The sequence below is a fragment of the Micromonospora luteifusca genome (genome assembly GCF_016907275.1).
Taxonomy (GTDB): Bacteria; Actinomycetota; Actinomycetes; order Mycobacteriales; family Micromonosporaceae; genus Micromonospora; species Micromonospora luteifusca.
Map to the genome: position 1 here is coordinate 6,934,641 of NZ_JAFBBP010000001.1, position 18,187 is coordinate 6,952,827.

An 18,187-nucleotide genomic window follows, 5' to 3' on the forward strand; every position below is an offset into this window, starting at 1 on the left:
CTTCTGTCCGAGTATGTTACTCGGATATTTGGAGTCCGGGTAACGGGGGTTGGCTAGGGTGAAGCCATGAAGATGTCCGGCGGGGTCGAGTGGGCTCTGCACTGCTGCGTGGTCCTCACGGCCAGCAGCACGCCCGTCCCGGCGGCCAAGCTGGCGGAGCTGCACGACGTCTCCAGCAGCTACCTCGCCAAGCAGCTCCAGTCCCTCGCCCGCGCCGGCCTGATCCATTCCGTGCAGGGCAAGTCGGGCGGTTACGTGCTGACCCGCGTGCCGGAGAGCATCACTCTGCTCGACGTGGTCCGGGCCGTCGACGGTGCCGGCCCGACCTTCGTCTGCACGGAGATCCGCCAGCGGGGACCCTTCGCGACGCCAGCCGACGCCTGCACCACGCCGTGTCCGGTCGCCCGCGCGATGTGGGCGGCCGAGGAGGCGTGGCGCCAGGCGCTCGCCGCCGTCACGATCGCCGACCTTGCCCGCGACGTCGACGCCACCTCCGGGCCTGAGGCCATGGTCGGCATCCAGACCTGGCTCACCAGCGGAGCCGGCTGAACACGGTCAGCCGGTGTGGCGTACCTCGCTGTCCCAGATCTGCGCCCACGGACGCCGCAGCCCTCGGCACACCTGGATCGGGCCGCCGTTCTCGTCGTTGTCCACCTCGACCCGCTGGTCCACCCGCCCGGCGGGCGTGCACTGCTCGAACCAGGTGTTCAGCTGGTCGGGGCGCTCCCAGCCGACGGCGATGACCACGTCCGCGTCGGCGGGCGGCCGACCGAAGTCGGCCATGCTGTTGTGCCCGGAGTACGCCCGGGGCAGACCACGGGCTGGCCCGTACCGGGCCACCGCACCGGCCTCGCCGTAGTTGCCGGTGAGCACGACCGCCCGTGAACGCTCCTGCGGTGGCAAGCCACGATGGACGGCGGCGAGAGAGTCGGCGAACGCCGGCCAGCCGATCGTCTCGCCGGCGTCGTAGTTGACGTCGACCACGAAACCGGGCAACCGCTCGGCCGGCAGCACCGGCAGCAGCAGCACGATGTTGGGCAGCAGGAACGGCACCGTGCCCAGCGCGAGCAGCCCCCGCCGCAACCGGACCGACCCGCGCGACGCCCACGCGACGGTGACCACCGCGCCGGCCGCGGTGAGGACCAGCAGCAGCGGCGCGTCGTAGTAGCCCTTGCCGCCGGCGATCAGCACGATGCCGACCACGACCAACCAGGCCCAGCCCACCGCCCGGTAGGCCCGCCACGCCGGTCGCCGCAGCAGCGCGACGAGGCCGGCGATCCAGATCGGTACGGCGAACGGGCTGATGATGACGAACTGGAGAGTGAGGGCGTCGAGGCGGCCACTGTAGGAGCTGTCGCCGTCGGAGATGGACGCCGCCACGCCAAGCTGCGGAAAGCCGTTGGCCGCCTGCCAGATCAGGTTCGGCGCGGCCAGCAGCACGGCGATCCCGGCGGCGGCGAGCACCCACCGGTCCCGCAGCAGCCGGCGTGGCCCAGCGATGAGCACCCCGGCGATCAGGCCCACGGCCAGCAGTGCGGGCAGCACCTTGCTGAGCATGCCCACACCGAGCGCCAGCCCGATGCCCAGGGCCCAGCGGCTGTCACCGGTACGCGGCAACCGCACCGCGCACCACGCCGCGACCAGCCAGACCAGCAGGTCGATGGTGGTGGTGCTGAGCAGGTGCCCGCCGGCGAGCACGATGCCGGACAGCGCGGCGAGCCCCGCGGCGACGGTTTGCGCGCCCCGGCCGGCGCCCAACTCGCGGGCGATGGCGGCGGCCAGCAGCACCGCGCCGCCGGCCAGCAACGCCGACGGGGTACGCAGCACCACCAGGTTGCCCGGCGCGATCGTGTCCAGCAGTCGGGCCAGCGCTGGGACCAGCGGGCCCTGATCGACGTAGCCCCAGTCGAGGTGTCGGCCGGCGAGCAGGAAGTACAGCTCGTCGCGGTGATAACCGTAACGGCCGGCGAGCAGCAGCAACGTCACGCTGGTCGCCGCGGCCACCAGCCACGGGCCGAGTGTGCGCGGACCCGGCGTCGGTGGCTGCCCCACCGGCGGGGATGGTGCGGCCGGCTGGTGGGGGCGGTCGGTGGCGGTGCCGAGATCGCTCACGCACCCATCATCACCGATGCGCCGCGCCAGTTCATACCCGCTGACCGGATGCTTCGGGCGTCAGTGCCCGGTCCGGCAGTGGGAGACCGGACTGGCGAGATTTCCACCATGCCGCTTGGCGTTGGCCAACGCGACGTCGAGGAATGCTCCGACGCCGACCTGCGCGGCGTCCGCCAACTGGGCGATGAGCAGTAGTAGCAAGCCCACGGAGTAGTCCAGCTGTGTGGCCAGACGTGGCCGCTGGTCCCACTCGTCCGGGTCCTGCTCCTCGGCGAGCAGCCCTGCGGTGTCCCGGAGTACCTGGTGCGCCCACGCGTGGGGCAACCGCACGAGGCGGTCGACGCAGGTCTGGAACTGCCCATGGTCCTTCTGGTTGGCCGCTCGTACCCCGGCCACCACGGCGTTCCACAACTCCTGCTCTGCCGGTGTAGGCAGCTGCCACATCACCATCTCCTCTTCGTCGCGGTCGCGGCACTGTGTCTTTTTGGGGTGGCCGGCACGGGCCCGTAGGAGGTGAGGCCCGTGCCGGCCGACGGTGATCTCCTCTTATCACCGTCTTGCGCCAACGGCGGCTCAGCCGGGCCGTATCGATGTCCGGCCGTGCCGTCGCGGCGTGCTGTGGCGTCGAACAACGCTCACGTGAGAAGCGATCGAGCGTGTTCGTGGCGCACTTCTGGACCGTCCTGTTCATCGGCCACGGCGGTCCCCGAAGCGGGCTGGACCGCCCGATCCCGCGCTGTTGTTCGCGGCGGTCGGGGCCAGGGCAGCAGGCGAGGCGACCGTCGGGCGCTGAGGTCCTCGATCCAACCGAGGGCCAGAACCAGGCCGGTGAGAAGCACCAGGGCCACCACCAGGTAACCCAGCATGCCGAGCCGCCGGACCCCGAGCTGGTCACCGACGACGAAGCAGACCGCGATGGCGGCGTTGTGCCAGAGGTAGATGGTCAGCGCCCGGCTGTTCAACGCGGTGACCAGCCGGTCGAGTGGCCCGATCCGGGCCAGCCAGGTCATCGATGGGGACACCCGCATCAGCAGCAGCACGACTCCGAGCGACCAGAACGCCTGCGCCACCGGGATGTCGTTGAGGTCGAGCCCGGCGGCCGGGTGGGTGACGAGCCAGCCGACGGCGAGTCCCAGACACAGCGCCGCCAGGGCCAGCAGGGACCGAAGTGGGAGCCGTTGCAGCTGACCGTCGCGGTGTGCGAAGCCCAGGAGCCAGCAGGCGCCGAACGTGGCCAGGTCGGTCAGCACCGAATCCGCCGGTCCGCCCAGTGCCGGCGCCGCGGTCTGCAGCAGGACCACGCCGGCCAGCGGCGTGAGCACGGACCACACCGGCCAGCGTCGGTACAGCGTCAACACCGCGGGGGAGAGCAACACGAACCACAGGTACGCGACGAGGTACCACAGCACGCCGGTGACGTCCGCCGCCCACGCACTGCCTGGCGGCTGCAGCACCGGGACCAGCCAGCTCAGCAGCGCCGGCCAGGCCGGACGGTCGGACCAGCCGTGCCAGAGCATCAGGGGCAGCAGCACGATGCCCAGGGCCCACAGCGCCGGTAGCAGGCGCCGGATCCGACCGCTGACCGCCCGCTGCGGCGAACGGTTGAGCGAACTGGCCATCAGGGAGCCACCGAGCGCGAACATCACGCCCATGGCGGGGAAGGCGAAGCTCAACCAGGCGGCCCCGAACATGTGGTACGTGATGACCCGAGCCAGCGCCAGCGCCCGCAGCGCGTCGAACCAGCGGTCGCGCCCCTCGCGTCCGTTCACCGCCGGGGAAGCGGCACGGCCGTTGTCGTTGACGACGTCACCAGCCCGCTTGAGCTTGCGCCAGCCCAGCCGGGCACCGGTCAGCGCGGTCACCACGGACCGGGCCAGGACCACGTACATCAGTTGGCGGTAGACGAACTGCTGGATCGGCAGGGTCAGCAGCGGGCGCATCCGTTCCCGGTCGAGCCGGAAGGCCACCGCGGCGGTCGCGGCCTGGACGAGCAGCATCGCCACCCAGGCCACTGCGGTCTTCGTCGTGTCCAGGAAGAAGAGACCATAGAGGGCGAGCAGGTCCAGCACCGGGCCGAGCAATGGCAGCACCACGCCGAAGAGGGCGAGCATCGGTAGGCCGAACCGGCCGAATCGGCCCGAGGCGCCCCGGTCGAACACCGCGCGCCGGTGCTTCCACATCGCCTGCATGGTGCCGTAGCTCCACCGGTAGCGCTGTCGCCACAACTCGCGCACGGTGGCGGGTGCCTCCGTCCAGGCGCGGGCGCGGTCCTGGTACACCACCCGCCACCCGGCCCGGAGGATCGCCATGGTGATGTCGGTGTCCTCGGCCAGGGTGTCACCGCTCATTCCCCCGACGCCGAGCAGAGCGCGGCGGCGGAAGGCCCCGATCGCTCCGGGGACGGTGGGGATGAAGCCCAACCTCTCGTAGAACCGACGATCCAGATTGAAGCCGATGACGTACTCGATGTGCTGCCACTGGCCGAGCAGCCGCCGCCGGTTGGCGACCTTGACGTTGCCGGCCACCGCTCCGATCCATGGGTCGTTGAACGGCTCGATCAGCCGTCGGATCGCGTTCGGCTCGAAGATGGTGTCGGCGTCGACGGTCACGATGATGTCGTGCGAGGCGTACAGGAGCCCGGTGTTGAGGGCGCTGGCCTTGCCGCCGTTGGGTTTGCGGATCACCCGGACGCCGTCCAGTCCGAGTGCGTCGACGAGGTCTGCCGTGCCGTCGGTCGAACCGTCGTCGACCACGATCACCTCGATGTCCCGGTGGTCGTTGGCCACCAGCGAACGGACCGTGGCGACGATTCCGGCTCGTTCGTTGTACGCGGGCACGATCACCGACACCGGTGCGTCGAACGTTCCCCAGGGCCAGCGGTGCGCCCGTCTGCGCCGGGCGAGCCTGCCGGCGATCAGGAGCAGCAGCAGCGTCCGGGCCAGCACGAGGGCGCCGACGACCACGAAGAGCAGGGCGAGCGCGCGCAGGATCGAGTCAGCCAGCCGGATCGCCCACACCACGGGGGCGGCCCGCCAGCGGTCCGCGGTCGACGTGGGGGCGTTGCCGACGAAGGGAGCCGCTCCCGGCCGCGCCCGGTTCATCCCGTCGCTGACCGTGGTGAAGGTGTAGCCGCGCGCCTGCATCATCGGGATGAACCGGTCCAGTGCCGCGATGGTCTGCGACCGGTCTCCGCCGGCGTCGTGCAGCAGCACCACGGCTCCCGCTCCGTCGGCCGGCGTCATCTTCCGCACGATCGCGTCCACACCGGGTCGGGACCAGTCCTCGCCGTCCACGTCGTTCACCACTGTCAGATAGCCGAGCCGGCCTGCCTCGCGGATCACCGGCCAGTTCGCGTCGTCGACGGCGCTGGGCAGGGAGGAGTAGGGGAAGCGCAGCAGGCTGGTCCGGACGCCGGCCGCGTCCGCGATCGCCATCTGGGTCTGCGCGTACTCCATCCGTTGCCGCCATCCCGGCAGCAGGCTCACGTCGGGGTGGGTGAAGGTGTGCACGCCGAGCTCGTGACCCTCCTGGACGGACCTCCGGACCAGGTCCCGGTGCCTGGCCACCTGCGAGCCGATCACGAAGAAGGTGGCCGGGGCTCGGTGTCGGTGCAGGACGTCCAGCACCCGGGGGGTCCAGACGGGGTCCGGCCCGTCGTCGAAGGTGAGGGCGATGGTCCGCGCGGGCAGGCGGTAGGAGCGGGGCTGGTCGTACCGGGCATCGATGACCGGCCCGCCGTCGAGGACGTCGGTCGGGACGGTGCCCTGATTCTCGGGCTCCCGCACATGATCGGGTCTGAAGCTGGAGTTGGCGTACGCCTCCACCAGCAGCAGGCACATCACCACCGTCACCAGGGAGGCGCAGACGAACCGGCCGGTCCCCGGGCCGATACCGCCGGGCCGACGGACACCGGCGCGGCGGTATCGGCGGCTGTTCATCAGGATCATCCCGTCACCCATGGCACGAGCCCAAGCGTGATCGGCCGGGTCGCGACGGGTCCGGGGCTGGGCTCGGCCGGAGCGGACATGGTCGGCGAATCGGTGACGGGCGGTGGCGGGACCTCGGGCGGCGGGGCCGGCGGCGAGGTCGGGGGCATCGGGCTCGTGGGCGGGCGCCCGATCGGGGGTATCGGGCTCGTGGGCGGGCGCCCGATCGGGGGTATCGGGGTGGCGGATGGGCGACTGACCGGAGGCACGTCGGTCGCTGGGCGGGGCTCGGTCGGGTCGATCGACGGCACGGCGGTCGGCGACACATCGTCCGGTGCCGGATCGGCCGGGAATTGTGAACCGTCCACGGTGTCCTCCGGCTCCGGCGTGAGGTTCGGGTCCGGATCGCCGAGCGGCGGCGGCACCGCGCGATGGGGTCCGCCGGTCCCGGCGGCTGGGTCGCCGACGGACAGTGGGGCGGGCTGCGCCGGCGCTGGCGGACCGGGGAGCAGGGCAGTCGCGGCCATCGGTAGGTAGCTCAGCGCTGCGATCGCGACCAGCACGCCCGTGCGTCGTATCCGGCGGTGGCGGATGCCAGTGGCGTCCACGAACACCGGTTCGACGGGTCGGGACAGGACAGCGGGCGGGACGTGCTGAGGGCGACCTGGCAAGCCATCGAAAGAAATGTGAACAGCCACCGGTCGAGGTTATGGGGAGCTTGCGTGCGTATGCCCTGATTGGTGGACTCAGGATTCGGCGGAATGTTTCGCGATTTGCACATCCCGAAACAGGGGCGGTAAGCGGTCGAACATCACGAACGTTCGCCCGATGGCGAAACAGGATTAGTGGCACGAAAAGCCTTGCTCACCCCCATAGTTCCCTGAGTGGCGAGACAAGATGAACGGCTCCCGATGATCCGTTGCGACGGCTGCCCGACTCCCTCTCGCTCGGCGCCGGGGCAGGGTGGCAAGATCGGCTGGTTCGCTCGACCGGAAGGAAAACATGCGCTATCGCACTCTGGGCAGCACTGGAACCGTGGTGTCGACCCTGTGTCTGGGCACGATGACCTTCGGCGCGGAGACCGACGAGGCCGGCAGCTTCGCCCAACTGGACCGTTTCGTCGAGGCCGGCGGCACCTTCATCGACACCGCCGACGTCTACTCCCGCGGTGTCTCGGAGGACATCATCGGCCGCTGGCTGCGGACGCGGCCCGACCTGCGTGACCGGCTGGTGATCGCCACCAAGGGACGGTTCCCGATGGGCCCGGGGGCGAACGACGCCGGCCTGTCCCGGGTGCACCTCACCCGCGCCCTGGACGCCAGCCTGCGGCGACTCGGTGTCGAAGCCGTCGACCTGTACCAGGCGCACGCCTGGGACCCGCTGACCCCACTGCCGGAGACGCTGCGGTTCTTCGACGACGCGGTGAGCGCCGGCAAGATCCGCTACGCGGGGGTCAGCAACTTCACCGGTTGGCAGTTGCAGAAGGCCGCCCTGCTCACCCAGCACCTCAACCTCACCCCGATCGTGACCCTGCAACCGCAGTACAACCTGCTGGCTCGGGAGATCGAGTTCGAGCTGGTGCCGGTCTGCGAGAACGAGGGCATCGGCATCCTGCCGTGGTCGCCGCTCGGCGGAGGCTGGCTGACCGGCAAGTACCAGCGTGACAGCATGCCCACCGGAGCGACCCGACTGGGGGAGAACCCGCAGCGTGGCGTCGAGGCGTACGCCGGTCGCAACGCCGAGGAGCGCACCTGGCGGGTGCTCGACGCGGTCCGTCAGGTCGCCGAAGAACGCGGTGTGTCCATGTCGGCGGTGTCGCTGGCCTGGTTGGCGGCCCGATCGGCGGTCACCTCGGTGATCCTCGGTGCGCGCACCACCGAGCAGCTCGACGACAACCTGACCGCCGCCGACCTGGTCCTCGACGCCGAGCAGATGCGGCTGCTGGACGAGGCGAGCGCCCCACTCGTGGGTGACTACCCGTACGGCGTGGCGGGTGTGCAACAGCGGGCCCGCGACCTGCCGACCACGCCGTGATTCCCTTCCCTGAGCCCACGTCCCCGGCCGGCAGCCGCACCGAGGTCTTTCTGCGTTACCTGGACTACTTCCGCGAGTCCACGGTGGCCAGGGTGTCGGCGTTGGCCGAGGAGGAGCTGCGGCGCAGTCGGCTGCCGTCGGGGTGGACCCCGCTGGAGCTGCTCAAGCATCTACGCCACGTCGAGCTGCGTTGGATCGAGTGGGGTTTCCAGGGTCGGGACGTCGCCGAGCCGTGGGGCGACCGCCACGAGGACCGCTGGTACGTCGCCCCCGACGAGACCCGCGCGGACCTGGTGGCGGCGCTGCGGGCTCAGGGCGCGCACACCACCGAGGTGGTGACGGCACACGACCTGGCGGAGATCGGCGCACCGGGCCCGCGCTGGAACGGCGCGGACCCGGCGTCGCTGGAGCGGGTGCTGTTCCACCTGGTCCAGGAGTACGCCCGCCACCTCGGCCATCTCGACGTGGTCGCCGAACTCGCCGGGGGCCCGGCCGGAGAGTGAGGGCCGGCGCGACAATGGACGCATGCCGCTGCTCGTCGCGCCCGCCCTGCCCGCCGGGAGCCTCGGCACTCAGGAGCAACCCCACCTCCCGGTACGCCCCGGGCTGACGCTGCGGCCGTGGCGCGACGACGACGCCTCGGCCGTCCGGGTCGCCTTCGACTGCCCGGCGATCCAACGCTGGCACGTCCGTCGCCTCGACGACGATGACGAGGCGCGGGCGTGGACGGCGCAGTGGGCGGGCCGTTGGCGCGACGAGACGGCGGCCAGTTGGGCGATCGTCGACACCGCTGACCGACCGGTCGGTCAGGTGGGGCTGCGGGACGTGCTGCTGAGCGAGGCGTCGGCGCAGGTGTCGTACTGGCTGGTGCCCGCCGCACGCGGTCAGGGAATCGCCACCGACGCGTTGGGGGCACTGACCCGGTGGAGCTTCACCCGGGCCGGGTTGCACCGGCTGGCCCTGGAGCACTCGACCGCCAACACGGCGTCCTGCCGGGTGGCCGCGCGGGCCGGCTTCCGGGAGGAGGGCGTGGCCCGCGGGTCGGTGCGCCATGCCGACGGCTGGCACGACATGCACGTGCACGCACGGTTGGCGACGGGCAGTTTTGACCGCACCTCCATCCCGAGGTCACCTCACGAACGGCGGCTGCCGTGCTATCCCAGGCCGTAGGCCACAAGGGCGGCGTCGAGCATGCGTTCCTGCTGATCCGCCGGGTAGGCAGCGGGATCCCCGGCGGCGAGAGCCGCGACACCCTCGGTCATTGCGATCAGCCCCAGGGCGACCGTGCCGACCTGATCGACCGGCCAGTCCGTGGCAGCCGCGGCGACCAGCCGCTCTACGCGTTGCCGCCAGGCTCGGTTGTTGCGGCGGTGCATGCCGATCAGTTCGGCGTCCGCCACCGCCGCAGCCAGGAAGCCCAACCAGACGATGCTCCAGTTGGTCGTCTCCGGATCGGTCGCCATGCCCTGGCGGAGGACCGCGCGCAGCGCCGTCCGCGGCGAGGTGGCCGCGGCCTCGAGTGCCTCGACCCGCTGCCGGGTGGTGTCGTGCAGCAGTTGCCGGGCGTGTAGCAGCAGCGCTCGACGGTTCGGGAAGCGGTGCATAACCAGGCCCGTCGTGCAGCCGGCCGCCGCGGCGACCGCGCGCATTGTCAGCTTTTCCAGGCCCTGTTGCGCGAGCACGTCCCAGACCGCGCGCGACAGCGCCTCGCCCTGGGCCGCTCGGTCCGCGGGCAGTGACACGGCTCTCACCTCTTCGTGGTCGTAACGAATGTTACCGTAACGCTTGTTACGAGGGTGGGTGAGGAGCGGCATGACCTGGATCATCGCGCAGCGGCCGTGGACCGACCCGGTGGGCGAGGCGTTACGTGTGGCGCAGAAAGCCGAACTCGACCTCCGCTACGGTACCGATGACCACGAGCCCGGCACGCCGCCGACGGCCGACAACATCGACCTGTTCCTGGTCGCGGTCGACGAAGCCACCGGCCAACCGCTCGGCTGCGCCGCGCTGCGCCTCCTCGACCCGGTCACCGTCGAGGTGAAGCGGATGTACGTGGTACCGGAGAGCCGCGGCTCGGGGGTGGCGACCGACTTGCTCCGAGGGCTGGAGGAGGCCGCACGGGAGCGCGGTTGGACGACCATCCGGCTGGAGACCGGCCCGGGCCAGCCGGACGCGATGCGCTTCTATGAGCGCGAGGGCTACCGCGAGATCCCGCTGTTCGGCGCGTACGTGGGCTCCGACCACTCGGTCTGCTACGAACGCGTCCTGCCTGACGAATCACTCCGCCGCAGCCCACAGCGCGGCTCCGATCACGCGGTGGCCGCCCCCTGCGTCCACCGGCCCTGACCTGGATCCCAAACGGCGGTGAAAGCGAGAACCCGTGTCAGCGTCCAACCCACTGTCGCCGGTGATCACGCATTTCGCGGCCCGCGCCGGCGACCACAACGACCGGGCCATGCAGGCGTCGGGAATGGTCGCAGCGGAACTCGCCGCTCGGCTGGGTTCAGCACCGGTTGTCATCGGGTCTCCCGAACCCGCGCTGTGCACCAACTGGGACGAAGAGTTGGCTGCGGCTCGGCCGGCACTGCGCGCCATGGCAGAGCATTTCGACGAGTTGTTGCGCGACGGCGCCTTTCCGGTCACAGCGCTGAGCCGCTGCGCGGTCGCTCTGGCAACGCTTCCGGTCGTCGCCAGGTATCGCCCAGACGCGGTGGTCGTCTGGTTCGACGCGCACGCAGATCTCAACACCCCCCAGAACAGCACCACCGGCTACCTCGGAGGCCTCGCCTTCAGCGGCCCGCTCGGTATGTGGGACTCCGGTCTGGGACAGGGGCTGAAGCCGGAGAACGCGATCCTTTGCGGGGCACGTGACATCGACCCGGTCGAGCAGTCCCTGATCGATGATGGCGTGATCACGCTGGTCGGGCCAGGACCGAACCTGGCGAAAAGGTTGCGGGCCGCGATCGCCGGCCGTCCGGTCTATGTGCACATCGACTGTGACGTCCTTGAACCCGGCATCGTGCCCACCGACTACCTCGTTCCCGGCGGCCTCACACTCAGCGAACTCAGATCCGCTGTGCTCGCCATGGGCGAGTCCGACCTCGTCGGCTTGGAGATCGGCGAGTTCGAGGCCGGGGAAGACGCCAATGGCCTCCCAATCCACCCCGGTCCGCTCCTGGACGCCCTTCAGCCGCTACTCCACACGGCGGTGGGCCTCGACACTCTCGATCATGATGTTCCGTAAGGGGTTTCGTCCATCGGAACACCGCCGGCGACGACGTCGGCCAAGGTCACGGCTGTTCCGGAAGAGCGTTCCGCGATGCCCGGGTCAGCCATATCCGTTGATTTTCCGCCAGGACTACGGGAACCCCTCGTCGATCGACATAGATCACCTAGCGGGCTTCAGCCCAGCCGACGAAACGCGGGGTGAGATCGGGAAGCGTAACGCCCGGGTTGAGCTTGGTGAGATCGGCTGCGGCCACCTCCTGAACCTCCGCCAGGTGGATCAACAGGCCCGGCCGATCCCCGCGGTACTCACCAAGGAGGCGCAGCTTCGCGGCCGAGCACGGCCACAGGATGCCGCAGGCCGGGCAGCGCCACGACGGCCGCAATGGGGAGTGCTTTGGACGCTCGGGCATCACCGGACCCCCACGGTGTCGAGCCGCCGGATCGGTGTGGATTTCCTTCGCTTCTCTTCCTTGCCTGGCACAGTTTTCCCCTTGTTGTGGTCTGCGGAAGGGGCCGCTCCCGTGAGTGCTCGCCCGCCGGGAGCGGCCCCGCTGCGAACGCGTCCGCCGGGTTCGTTCCCCTGCCGGCCGCGCCGTCAATACCGCACTTTGCCCGGGGTCGCTGGACAAACACACAGCGTTATCTAATCTCTTCAGGGCAGCTGGTTTGTTCCTGGAGAGGGACGGCATGAATCACGCCTTTGTCGCAGCACTCGCCGCAGCGGGTCACACCGCCGAGAGCCTCGCCGGTCGGATCGGCGTGCACCCGAAGACCGTCGCCCGGTGGGCGAACCCGGGGCACATTCCACAGAGCCGCCACCGGTCGACCGTCGCAGAACTGCTGGCGAAGGACGCCGACGCGCTCTGGCCGGACGTCGTGCGTCGCCGCGAACCCGTGTGGTTCCGGCCCTGGGTCGACCTCGAACGCGAGGCGGTGACGCTGCGGTCGTTCGAGCTGACGTGGGTACCCGGGCTGCTGCAAACGGAGGCGTACGCGCGGGCGACCCTGGCCGGCGGGGTGCTGACCCCGGAGGCGGTCGTCGAGTTCGCCGAGGCGCGGATCAATCGGCAGGCGATTCTCGGCCGTGGAGGCGGACCGCTGCTGATCGCCGTGCTCGACGAGGGGGTGTTGAGGCGGCGCGTCGGCGACGACCGCGCGTTGATGGCGGTGCAACTCGCGCGCCTGGTGGAGTACGCCGAACTGGGCAGCGTTCAGCTCCACATCGTTCCGGCCGATGCGCCCAGCTATCCCGGGCTCGACGGACCGTTCACCATCGCCGACATGCCGGACGGGTCGCGCGTCGCGCACGTCGACAGCCCGGCACAGGCGCAGATCCTCGATCAACCGTCGGATCTTGTTAGCCTGGAACGACGGTGGGAGCGTATTCGCGGAGAGGCCCTGCCCCGAGGGCGTTCCTTGGCACTTCTCAGAGAAGCGGCAGCATCATGGACATGACCGGTGCGCGGTGGCGGAAGAGCACGAAGAGCGGCGGCAACGGTGGCAACTGTGTCGAGGTTGCCGACAATTTCCCCGGCGTGGTCCTCGTCCGCGACACGAAGGACCGCGACGGCGGCACGCTCACCTTCAGCCGGGAGTCGTGGCGTGGCTTCGTCGCGATGGCACGAAACGCCGACTGACCGACCACGTCCCAGCAAGGCCCCCGGCGCTGGCCGGGGGCCTTTCACGTGGACCGGGCAGCTATCCGGCGACGAGCTGGGTTGACGCCTCGGGCACCGGGGTCGTGCCGGTCGGCCGGCGCAGTCGTAGCAGGGCGACGGTGCGGGCACCGAGCACGCCGAGGTTCATCGCCGCCGCGACCACTGTCCAGGTCACCAACGCCACCGAGTAGTAGCCGAGTTGGACATAGCTGACGTCCCGCCCACCTGCGTAGAGGAGGCCGAGCAGATTGGGCAGCGTCACCAACAGGGCGAGAGGAACAAGCCGCGGCAGCAACCGCAGTGCCAGCCGCCATGCGGGCCGGGTGGCCAGTCGCGTCGCCCACGTCTGCGTACGCCGCAGGTTGCGGACGCCGAGGAACAGGCTCAGCAGGGTCAACCCGGCCAGGGTCAGGTCGATGACCAGTCGTATCGGGGCGCCACTCGACGGTTTGTCGCCCTCCACGAGGCTGGCCAGCCCGTCGGCCAGTTGATCGGTTCCCTCGTTGCCCAGGCCGATGCCGCTGTTGCCGATGACCGCGATGCCGTAGCCGGAGGAAAGCAGGAGTTGGCTGGCGGTGTAGGTGAACCACACCCCGTTGTGGCGGACCCGACCCTCCTGGTCGGTGTCCCAGCCCATCCCGTAGGTCCAGCGTGGGTCCGACGAGGTGTGCATGGCCGCGATGCTCGCGGCCGAGACCAGGCGCGTGCCGTTGGCGGCCTTGCCCGCGTTGTTCTGCACGATCAGCCACTGCGCCAGGTCCTGGGCCGTGGTGATGATGCCGTCGGAGCCGTTGACGAACCGCTTCGGCTCGCTGACGGAAATCGCCGCGCCGTACGCGTAGATGTGCCCTGCACGCACGTTCTCGGGCAGGTCACGAGGGGTCAGGTCGATCGTGGTGCTCGCCCGCATACCGAGCGGCTCCAACACCTGACGCCGCAGGTACTGCGCGAACGGCTCGCCCGCGACGACCTCGACCAGCCGCGCGGCGAGGTGATAGTTCGTGTTCGTGTAGACGTGCTTCGTGCCGGGTTCGACGGCGAGCGTCGCGTCACGTGCCCGCACGACAGCACCCGCCAGCGAGTCCGGCTGCGGCAGGCTCTTCTCGGGAAGCGTCCGGTCGGTGATCCCGGAGGTCTGGTTCAACAACTGTCGGACGGTGATGCGCGCCCCCTGTGGGGTGGCGATCCGAAAGTCGGGGAGGTAGTCGCGCACCGGCGCGTCCAACGTCACCTTCCCCGCCTCCACCAACTGCATCACGGCCAGCGCGGTGAACGATTTGCTGAGCGACGCCGCCGGCATCGGTGTCGTCGCGGTCACCGCCGCACCGGACGAATCGCGGCCGTAGCCGCCGACGTGAACCACCTGATCGCCCTTGATGATCGCGACCGCGATTCCTGGATAACCGCCCTGGTCGGCGAAGTCCGTCACCAACCGCTCGACCGCCGTCAGATCCAGCCCGTCCTTCGCGAACGCCGGGCCCGGCGCGACGAGGGCGACCAGCCCCACCGTCGCCGCAACCACCACACCGCGCCACCACACCCTGACCTGCCGCACCCCACACCCCGATCATCTGGTTGACGCCCGCCAGGCTAGGAGTCCCGCGACCTCACACACAGGACCCGAACGGCAGGCACCACCCCTGACCTTCGTCAGGTCCCACCGGACGCGCGGTGGCCTCCAGCACCGGCGTGCGCGTGAGGATCAATGGACGGCGACGGGCTCGGCCGGTTGCGGTTGCGGGGTCGCCGGCCAGGTGAGGCGGCGTACGCCGGGCACGAGCGCGGTGCCCGCGCAGGAGGCGAGGACCAGCAGGCCGGCGACGGCCAGCGGAACGGGCGCGCCGAACGCGTCGGCGGCCAGCGGTGCCAGCGCGTACCCCAACGGCACGGCGCCCAGCGACACCAGCCAGTCGTAGGAGGTGACGCGGGCCAGAACCTCCGGCGGGAAGTGGTGCTGCACGACGGTCTCCCAGACCGGGTTGAGGTAACCGAGGGCGGTCAGCGCCACGGCGTAGGCGGCGATCACCGCCGGGGCGGGCGCGGCGACGGCGAGCAGGACCAGCGGCGCGGCGTAGCTGGCCAGCCCGAGGTTGGCCAGCAGCACCGGCCGGTGTAGCCGGACCCGCCCGGCCAGCAGCGAACCGGCGAGCATCCCGATCGCGCCGGCCTGCAACAACAGCACCCAGGTCGCCTCGCCGCCGAGACGGTCGATGGCGATGGCTGGCCCCAGGGTCATCAGCACGGCGGCGGCGCCGTTCCAGACGCCGTGCCCGAGCAGGCTGGTCCAGAACCAGTCGCGGGTGCGTACCTCGCCGAAGCCGTGCCGCAGGTCGGCAAGGACGGAACGGCGGGGGACCGGCACGTGGCGGACTCGCACCAGCGCCAGCAGGGTGGCGCTGAGCGCGAACGACGCGCTGTCGAGAATGAACGCCCAGCCGGGCCCCGCGGCCCAGATCAGCGCGCCGGCCAGCGCCGGGCCGGCGAGCCGGCTGGTGTTGGCGGTGATCCCCATCAGGGCGTTGGCCCGCTGCCGGCCGGCCGGTTCGACGGTGCCGGCGACCAGCGGAGACGCGGTCGGCATGGCGAATGCCGACGCGGTGCCACCGAGCGCGGACGCCACGGCGACGGTGGTCAGTGACGGCGCGTCGCCGAGCAACTGGATGCCGACCGCGAGCTGGGTGGCGCAGCGGACCAGGTCGGCCACCAGGGCGACCCGCCGGGCGTCGAACCGGTCGGCGACGACACCACCGAGTGGCAGCAGCAGCAACCGGGGGACCATCGCCGCGGCGAGCACGACGGCCAGCGCGCCGGTGGAGCCGGTGGCTCGCAGAACGGCCAGGGCCAGCGCGGCGGGCACCACCGCGTCGCCGAGAGCGGAGACGGTACGGCCCAGGAACAGCAGCCGGAAGGAGCGGGTGTGCAGTGGGTGAGGCATACGCCGCAACATACTTCGGCATCGAACTTTTCGTCAACGAATATTTCGGCGCTGAGATAAGCTGGGGCCATGACCGCCACTCAAGATGCCGTTGACCGACACATCGAGCGCTGGCTGCCTGTGGTGCCCGCTCTCGACGCGGACGTCGAGGGCGCGGTGACCAGGATGATCAAGCTGACCCGGCACCTGCGGGCGGTCAAGGAACGGGTCCTGGTCGATCTCGACCTGCCGGCCCATGAGTACGACACCCTGCACGCCCTGGCCGGCCGCCGCGGACGGGCGGCCCCCTCGGACCTCGCCGCGGATCTCGCGATGGCCCCCGCCTCGATCACGGCGCGCGTGGACGCCCTGCTACGGCGAGGTTTCGTGCGGCGGATTCCGTCGACAGTCGACCGTCGTCGGGTGGACATCGAGCTGACCGACGCGGGTCAGGCCGCATGGCACGGGGCGATGGAAATCCAGGGCGCCGAGGAGCACCGGCTGCTCGGCGCGCTCACCCCGACCGAGCGGCGACAGCTGTCCGACCTGCTGCGCCGGGTGCTGCTCGTCGCCGAAGAGCCGACGGACGCACCGGAATCGGCGTGAGCGCAGGCCCCGGAAATCGCCTGGCGCCTCGCGTACGGCTGATGGGAGGGTGACCGGCGTGACTGTGCACACTCTGGCCGGGGCCCTGGCGGACAGCGGACGGCGACAGATCTTCGCGGCGATCGTGCTGGGGGCGGCCAGCGCGGCGGCCGTCGCCGAACGGACCGGCCTACCGGCACGGGTGGTCCTCACCGGGGTCCGCCGGCTCACCGACGCGGGCCTCGTCACCGGCGCGGACGGCGCGCTCGCCGCCGACGAGTCGTCGCTACGGGCGGCGGCGCGCGACAGCCGCCCGGCCGACGACACCGACCTGGCCACCGATCCGGTGCTGCGGACCTTCCTACGCGGAGACGTCCTGGTGGGCCTGCCGGCGCAGCCGAAACGGCGGCGCGTCCTGCTCGCGCACATCGCGGAGCGGTCGTTCGAACCGGAAACGCGCTACCCGGAGCGGGCCGTCGACGACGCGCTCAAGCCGTGGTGCGCTGCGGGCGGGTCGGATCACGCCACGCTGCGCCGGTACCTGATCGACGAGCAGCTGCTCACCCGCGAGCACGGCATCTACCAGCGGCCCTGATCGTCCTGCTGTCGGCCCGTCGCCGCTTCCGAGTGGATTAACCCGTTGACGGGACGGTGATGATCAACAGGTGACCATCACCGTCCGACCAACCTGGTCGACCAGCGCCACCCGACCCGACCACCCCGACGCGGTGCAACTGCTGCGCGAGTACATGACCGAGATGGTGGTTCGCTACCACCGCCGCCCGGCCCTGCCCGGCGAGGTCGACGAAGCGCTGGCCGAGTTGCCCAGCAACGACCTGACCGACCCGGACGGGCTGTTGCTGCTCGCCCACCACGGAGCTGACCTGGCCGGCTGTGCCGGGCTGCGCTGGCAGCCAGGCTGGGCCGAACTGACCCGGGTGTTCGTCCGCCCTGCGCATCGCGGCACCGGTGGGGGCGCCGCGCTGCTGGCCGCCGTCGAGGAACGGGCCCGGGCGGCCGGGGCGGACTGGATCCGGCTCGACACCCGCAACGACCTGGTCGAGGCCCGCGCCCTGTACGCACGGCACGGCTACGTCGAGATCCCGGCGTACTCGCAGGGCCCGTACGCCGAGCACTGGTTCGAGAAGCGGCTGCGCTGAGCGGTTGACGCCGGCCGGAAGACGCGCTAAATAAGTAGAGGAAGTTGAGTCGCCCCGACTCAACCCATCACCTTCGGCCAGGAGAACCGAGGAGGCATGATCATGTTGATGCGTACCGACCCGTTCCGCGAGATCGACCGGCTCACCGAGCAGTTCTTCGGTACGGCAGCACGTCCCGCGGTAATGCACCTGGACGCCTACCGCGACGGCGACCACTTCTACGCCGCGTTCGACCTGCCCGGCGTCGACCCCGACAGCATCGACTGCACCGTTGAGCGCAACGTGCTCACCGTCCGCGCCGAGCGCCGCCGGCCCGTCGGCGACGGGGTCGAGCTGGTGGCCGCCGAACGCCCGATGGGGACCTTCACCCGGCGGCTGTTCCTGGGCGACACACTGGACACCGACAAGCTGGAGGCGGGCTACGAGCACGGGGTGCTGACGTTGCGCATTCCGGTTGCCGAGCGCGCCAAGCCCCGCCGCGTGACCATCACCGCGAACGGCGACGGGCGCAAGCAGATCAACGCATGATCACGGTGACGGGTGGGATCGGCGCGCCTACGCGCTGATCCC

19 protein-coding genes are annotated in these 18,187 nt (G+C 70.7%); 12 read left to right on the plus strand and 7 right to left on the minus strand.

The window, feature by feature from the left end; genetic code table 11:
* Window positions 1–66 precede the first annotated feature (66 nt).
* Entirely contained in the window at window positions 67–549 is a 483-nt protein-coding gene (locus tag JOD64_RS31485) for an RrF2 family transcriptional regulator (protein ID WP_204945605.1), read from the plus strand.
* 6 nt (window positions 550–555) lie between these two features.
* Here JOD64_RS31485 and JOD64_RS31490 read toward each other — a convergent pair whose 3' ends face one another.
* From JOD64_RS31490 to JOD64_RS31500, 3 genes are all read right to left on the minus strand, one after another.
* A complete protein-coding gene (locus JOD64_RS31490) occupies window positions 556–2,112 on the minus strand; it encodes an ArnT family glycosyltransferase (RefSeq protein WP_204945606.1) in 1,557 nt (518 codons plus the stop codon).
* 60 nt (window positions 2,113–2,172) lie between these two features.
* A complete protein-coding gene (locus JOD64_RS31495; protein WP_204945607.1) occupies window positions 2,173–2,556 on the minus strand; it encodes a hypothetical protein in 384 nt (127 codons plus the stop codon).
* Between the two features lie 191 nt (window positions 2,557–2,747).
* Complete coding sequence (locus JOD64_RS31500) at window positions 2,748–6,050, minus strand: glycosyltransferase (protein WP_204945608.1); 3,303 nt, start codon at window positions 6,048–6,050, stop codon at window positions 2,748–2,750.
* 990 nt (window positions 6,051–7,040) lie between these two features.
* Between JOD64_RS31500 and JOD64_RS31505 the strand changes: the two genes are divergently transcribed.
* Genes JOD64_RS31505 through JOD64_RS31515 form a run of 3 tightly spaced genes read left to right on the plus strand, consistent with a single transcriptional unit; the run spans window position 7,041 to window position 9,242 of the window.
* A complete protein-coding gene (locus JOD64_RS31505; protein ID WP_204945609.1) occupies window positions 7,041–8,072 on the plus strand; it encodes an aldo/keto reductase in 1,032 nt (343 codons plus the stop codon).
* Window positions 8,069–8,575 (plus strand): DinB family protein, encoded by a 507-nt coding sequence (locus JOD64_RS31510; protein ID WP_204945610.1) that lies wholly within the window; start codon window positions 8,069–8,071, stop codon window positions 8,573–8,575. The genes JOD64_RS31505 and JOD64_RS31510 overlap by 4 nt, the downstream gene beginning before the upstream one ends.
* 22 nt (window positions 8,576–8,597) lie before the next feature.
* A complete protein-coding gene (locus JOD64_RS31515; protein ID WP_204945611.1) occupies window positions 8,598–9,242 on the plus strand; it encodes a GNAT family N-acetyltransferase in 645 nt (214 codons plus the stop codon).
* On the opposite strand, the gene JOD64_RS31520 is transcribed toward JOD64_RS31515, so the two are convergent.
* A complete protein-coding gene (locus JOD64_RS31520) occupies window positions 9,227–9,886 on the minus strand; it encodes a TetR/AcrR family transcriptional regulator (protein WP_204945612.1) in 660 nt (219 codons plus the stop codon). The two genes, JOD64_RS31515 and JOD64_RS31520, sit on opposite strands and share 16 nt — an antisense overlap.
* Here JOD64_RS31520 and JOD64_RS31525 point away from each other — a divergent pair.
* Both JOD64_RS31525 and JOD64_RS31530 read left to right on the plus strand, forming a co-directional pair.
* Entirely contained in the window at window positions 9,885–10,418 is a 534-nt protein-coding gene (locus JOD64_RS31525) for a GNAT family N-acetyltransferase (protein WP_204945613.1), read from the plus strand. The genes JOD64_RS31520 and JOD64_RS31525 overlap by 2 nt on opposite strands.
* A gap of 61 nt (window positions 10,419–10,479) precedes the next feature.
* Window positions 10,480–11,316 (plus strand): arginase family protein, encoded by an 837-nt coding sequence (locus JOD64_RS31530; RefSeq protein ID WP_204945614.1) that lies wholly within the window; start codon window positions 10,480–10,482, stop codon window positions 11,314–11,316.
* A gap of 148 nt (window positions 11,317–11,464) precedes the next feature.
* Here JOD64_RS31530 and JOD64_RS31535 read toward each other — a convergent pair whose 3' ends face one another.
* Entirely contained in the window at window positions 11,465–11,710 is a 246-nt protein-coding gene (locus JOD64_RS31535; RefSeq protein WP_204945615.1) for a flavin reductase, read from the minus strand.
* A 277-nt stretch (window positions 11,711–11,987) separates the two neighbouring features.
* Between JOD64_RS31535 and JOD64_RS31540 the strand changes: the two genes are divergently transcribed.
* A complete protein-coding gene (locus tag JOD64_RS31540) occupies window positions 11,988–12,755 on the plus strand; it encodes a DUF5753 domain-containing protein (protein ID WP_204946349.1) in 768 nt (255 codons plus the stop codon).
* Window positions 12,746–12,937, plus strand: coding sequence for a DUF397 domain-containing protein (locus tag JOD64_RS31545; protein ID WP_204945616.1), 192 nt, complete (start codon window positions 12,746–12,748; stop codon window positions 12,935–12,937). Before JOD64_RS31540 ends, JOD64_RS31545 begins: the two co-directional genes overlap by 10 nt.
* A 61-nt stretch (window positions 12,938–12,998) precedes the next feature.
* On the opposite strand, the gene JOD64_RS31550 is transcribed toward JOD64_RS31545, so the two are convergent.
* Together JOD64_RS31550 and JOD64_RS31555 are read right to left on the minus strand one after the other, a co-directional pair.
* Entirely contained in the window at window positions 12,999–14,513 is a 1,515-nt protein-coding gene (locus tag JOD64_RS31550; protein ID WP_204945617.1) for a serine hydrolase domain-containing protein, read from the minus strand.
* A 147-nt stretch (window positions 14,514–14,660) separates the two neighbouring features.
* On the minus strand, window positions 14,661–15,893 hold the full coding sequence (locus JOD64_RS31555; RefSeq protein WP_204945618.1) for an MFS transporter: 1,233 nt from the start codon (window positions 15,891–15,893) through the stop codon (window positions 14,661–14,663).
* 69 nt (window positions 15,894–15,962) lie between these two features.
* On the opposite strand from JOD64_RS31555, the gene JOD64_RS31560 reads away from it, so the two are divergent.
* The 4 genes from JOD64_RS31560 to JOD64_RS31575 all read left to right on the plus strand — a co-directional run bounded on the left by JOD64_RS31560 (window position 15,963) and on the right by JOD64_RS31575 (window position 18,145).
* Window positions 15,963–16,478 carry a MarR family winged helix-turn-helix transcriptional regulator gene (locus JOD64_RS31560; RefSeq protein WP_204945619.1) on the plus strand — a complete coding sequence of 172 codons (516 nt, stop codon included), beginning with the start codon at window positions 15,963–15,965 and terminating at the stop codon, window positions 16,476–16,478.
* 58 nt (window positions 16,479–16,536) lie between these two features.
* Complete coding sequence (locus JOD64_RS31565) at window positions 16,537–17,052, plus strand: DUF2087 domain-containing protein (RefSeq protein ID WP_204945620.1); 516 nt, start codon at window positions 16,537–16,539, stop codon at window positions 17,050–17,052.
* Between the two features lie 70 nt (window positions 17,053–17,122).
* Window positions 17,123–17,617 carry a GNAT family N-acetyltransferase gene (locus JOD64_RS31570; protein ID WP_307813855.1) on the plus strand — a complete coding sequence of 165 codons (495 nt, stop codon included), beginning with the start codon at window positions 17,123–17,125 and terminating at the stop codon, window positions 17,615–17,617.
* 102 nt (window positions 17,618–17,719) lie between these two features.
* Window positions 17,720–18,145, plus strand: coding sequence for an Hsp20/alpha crystallin family protein (locus JOD64_RS31575; protein WP_204945621.1), 426 nt, complete (start codon window positions 17,720–17,722; stop codon window positions 18,143–18,145).
* Window positions 18,146–18,187 lie beyond the last annotated feature (42 nt).

What these genes read in the sequence shown, in the direction of transcription:
- JOD64_RS31540 (WP_204946349.1), top strand. Translation starts at nt 11,988, where the DNA reads ATGAATCACGCCTTTGTCGCAGCACTCGCCGCAGCGGGTCACACCGCC.
- JOD64_RS31575 (WP_204945621.1), top strand. Translation starts at nt 17,720, where the DNA reads ATGTTGATGCGTACCGACCCGTTCCGCGAGATCGACCGGCTCACCGAG.
- JOD64_RS31500 (WP_204945608.1), bottom strand. Translation starts at nt 6,050, where the DNA reads ATGAACAGCCGCCGATACCGCCGCGCCGGTGTCCGTCGGCCCGGCGGT.
- JOD64_RS31525 (WP_204945613.1), top strand. Translation starts at nt 9,885, where the DNA reads ATGACCTGGATCATCGCGCAGCGGCCGTGGACCGACCCGGTGGGCGAG.
- JOD64_RS31555 (WP_204945618.1), bottom strand. Translation starts at nt 15,893, where the DNA reads ATGCCTCACCCACTGCACACCCGCTCCTTCCGGCTGCTGTTCCTGGGC.
- JOD64_RS31560 (WP_204945619.1), top strand. Translation starts at nt 15,963, where the DNA reads ATGACCGCCACTCAAGATGCCGTTGACCGACACATCGAGCGCTGGCTG.
- JOD64_RS31520 (WP_204945612.1), bottom strand. Translation starts at nt 9,886, where the DNA reads ATGCCGCTCCTCACCCACCCTCGTAACAAGCGTTACGGTAACATTCGT.
- JOD64_RS31505 (WP_204945609.1), top strand. Translation starts at nt 7,041, where the DNA reads ATGCGCTATCGCACTCTGGGCAGCACTGGAACCGTGGTGTCGACCCTG.
- JOD64_RS31515 (WP_204945611.1), top strand. Translation starts at nt 8,598, where the DNA reads ATGCCGCTGCTCGTCGCGCCCGCCCTGCCCGCCGGGAGCCTCGGCACT.
- JOD64_RS31495 (WP_204945607.1), bottom strand. Translation starts at nt 2,556, where the DNA reads ATGTGGCAGCTGCCTACACCGGCAGAGCAGGAGTTGTGGAACGCCGTG.
- JOD64_RS31545 (WP_204945616.1), top strand. Translation starts at nt 12,746, where the DNA reads ATGGACATGACCGGTGCGCGGTGGCGGAAGAGCACGAAGAGCGGCGGC.
- JOD64_RS31535 (WP_204945615.1), bottom strand. Translation starts at nt 11,710, where the DNA reads ATGCCCGAGCGTCCAAAGCACTCCCCATTGCGGCCGTCGTGGCGCTGC.
- JOD64_RS31485 (WP_204945605.1), top strand. Translation starts at nt 67, where the DNA reads ATGAAGATGTCCGGCGGGGTCGAGTGGGCTCTGCACTGCTGCGTGGTC.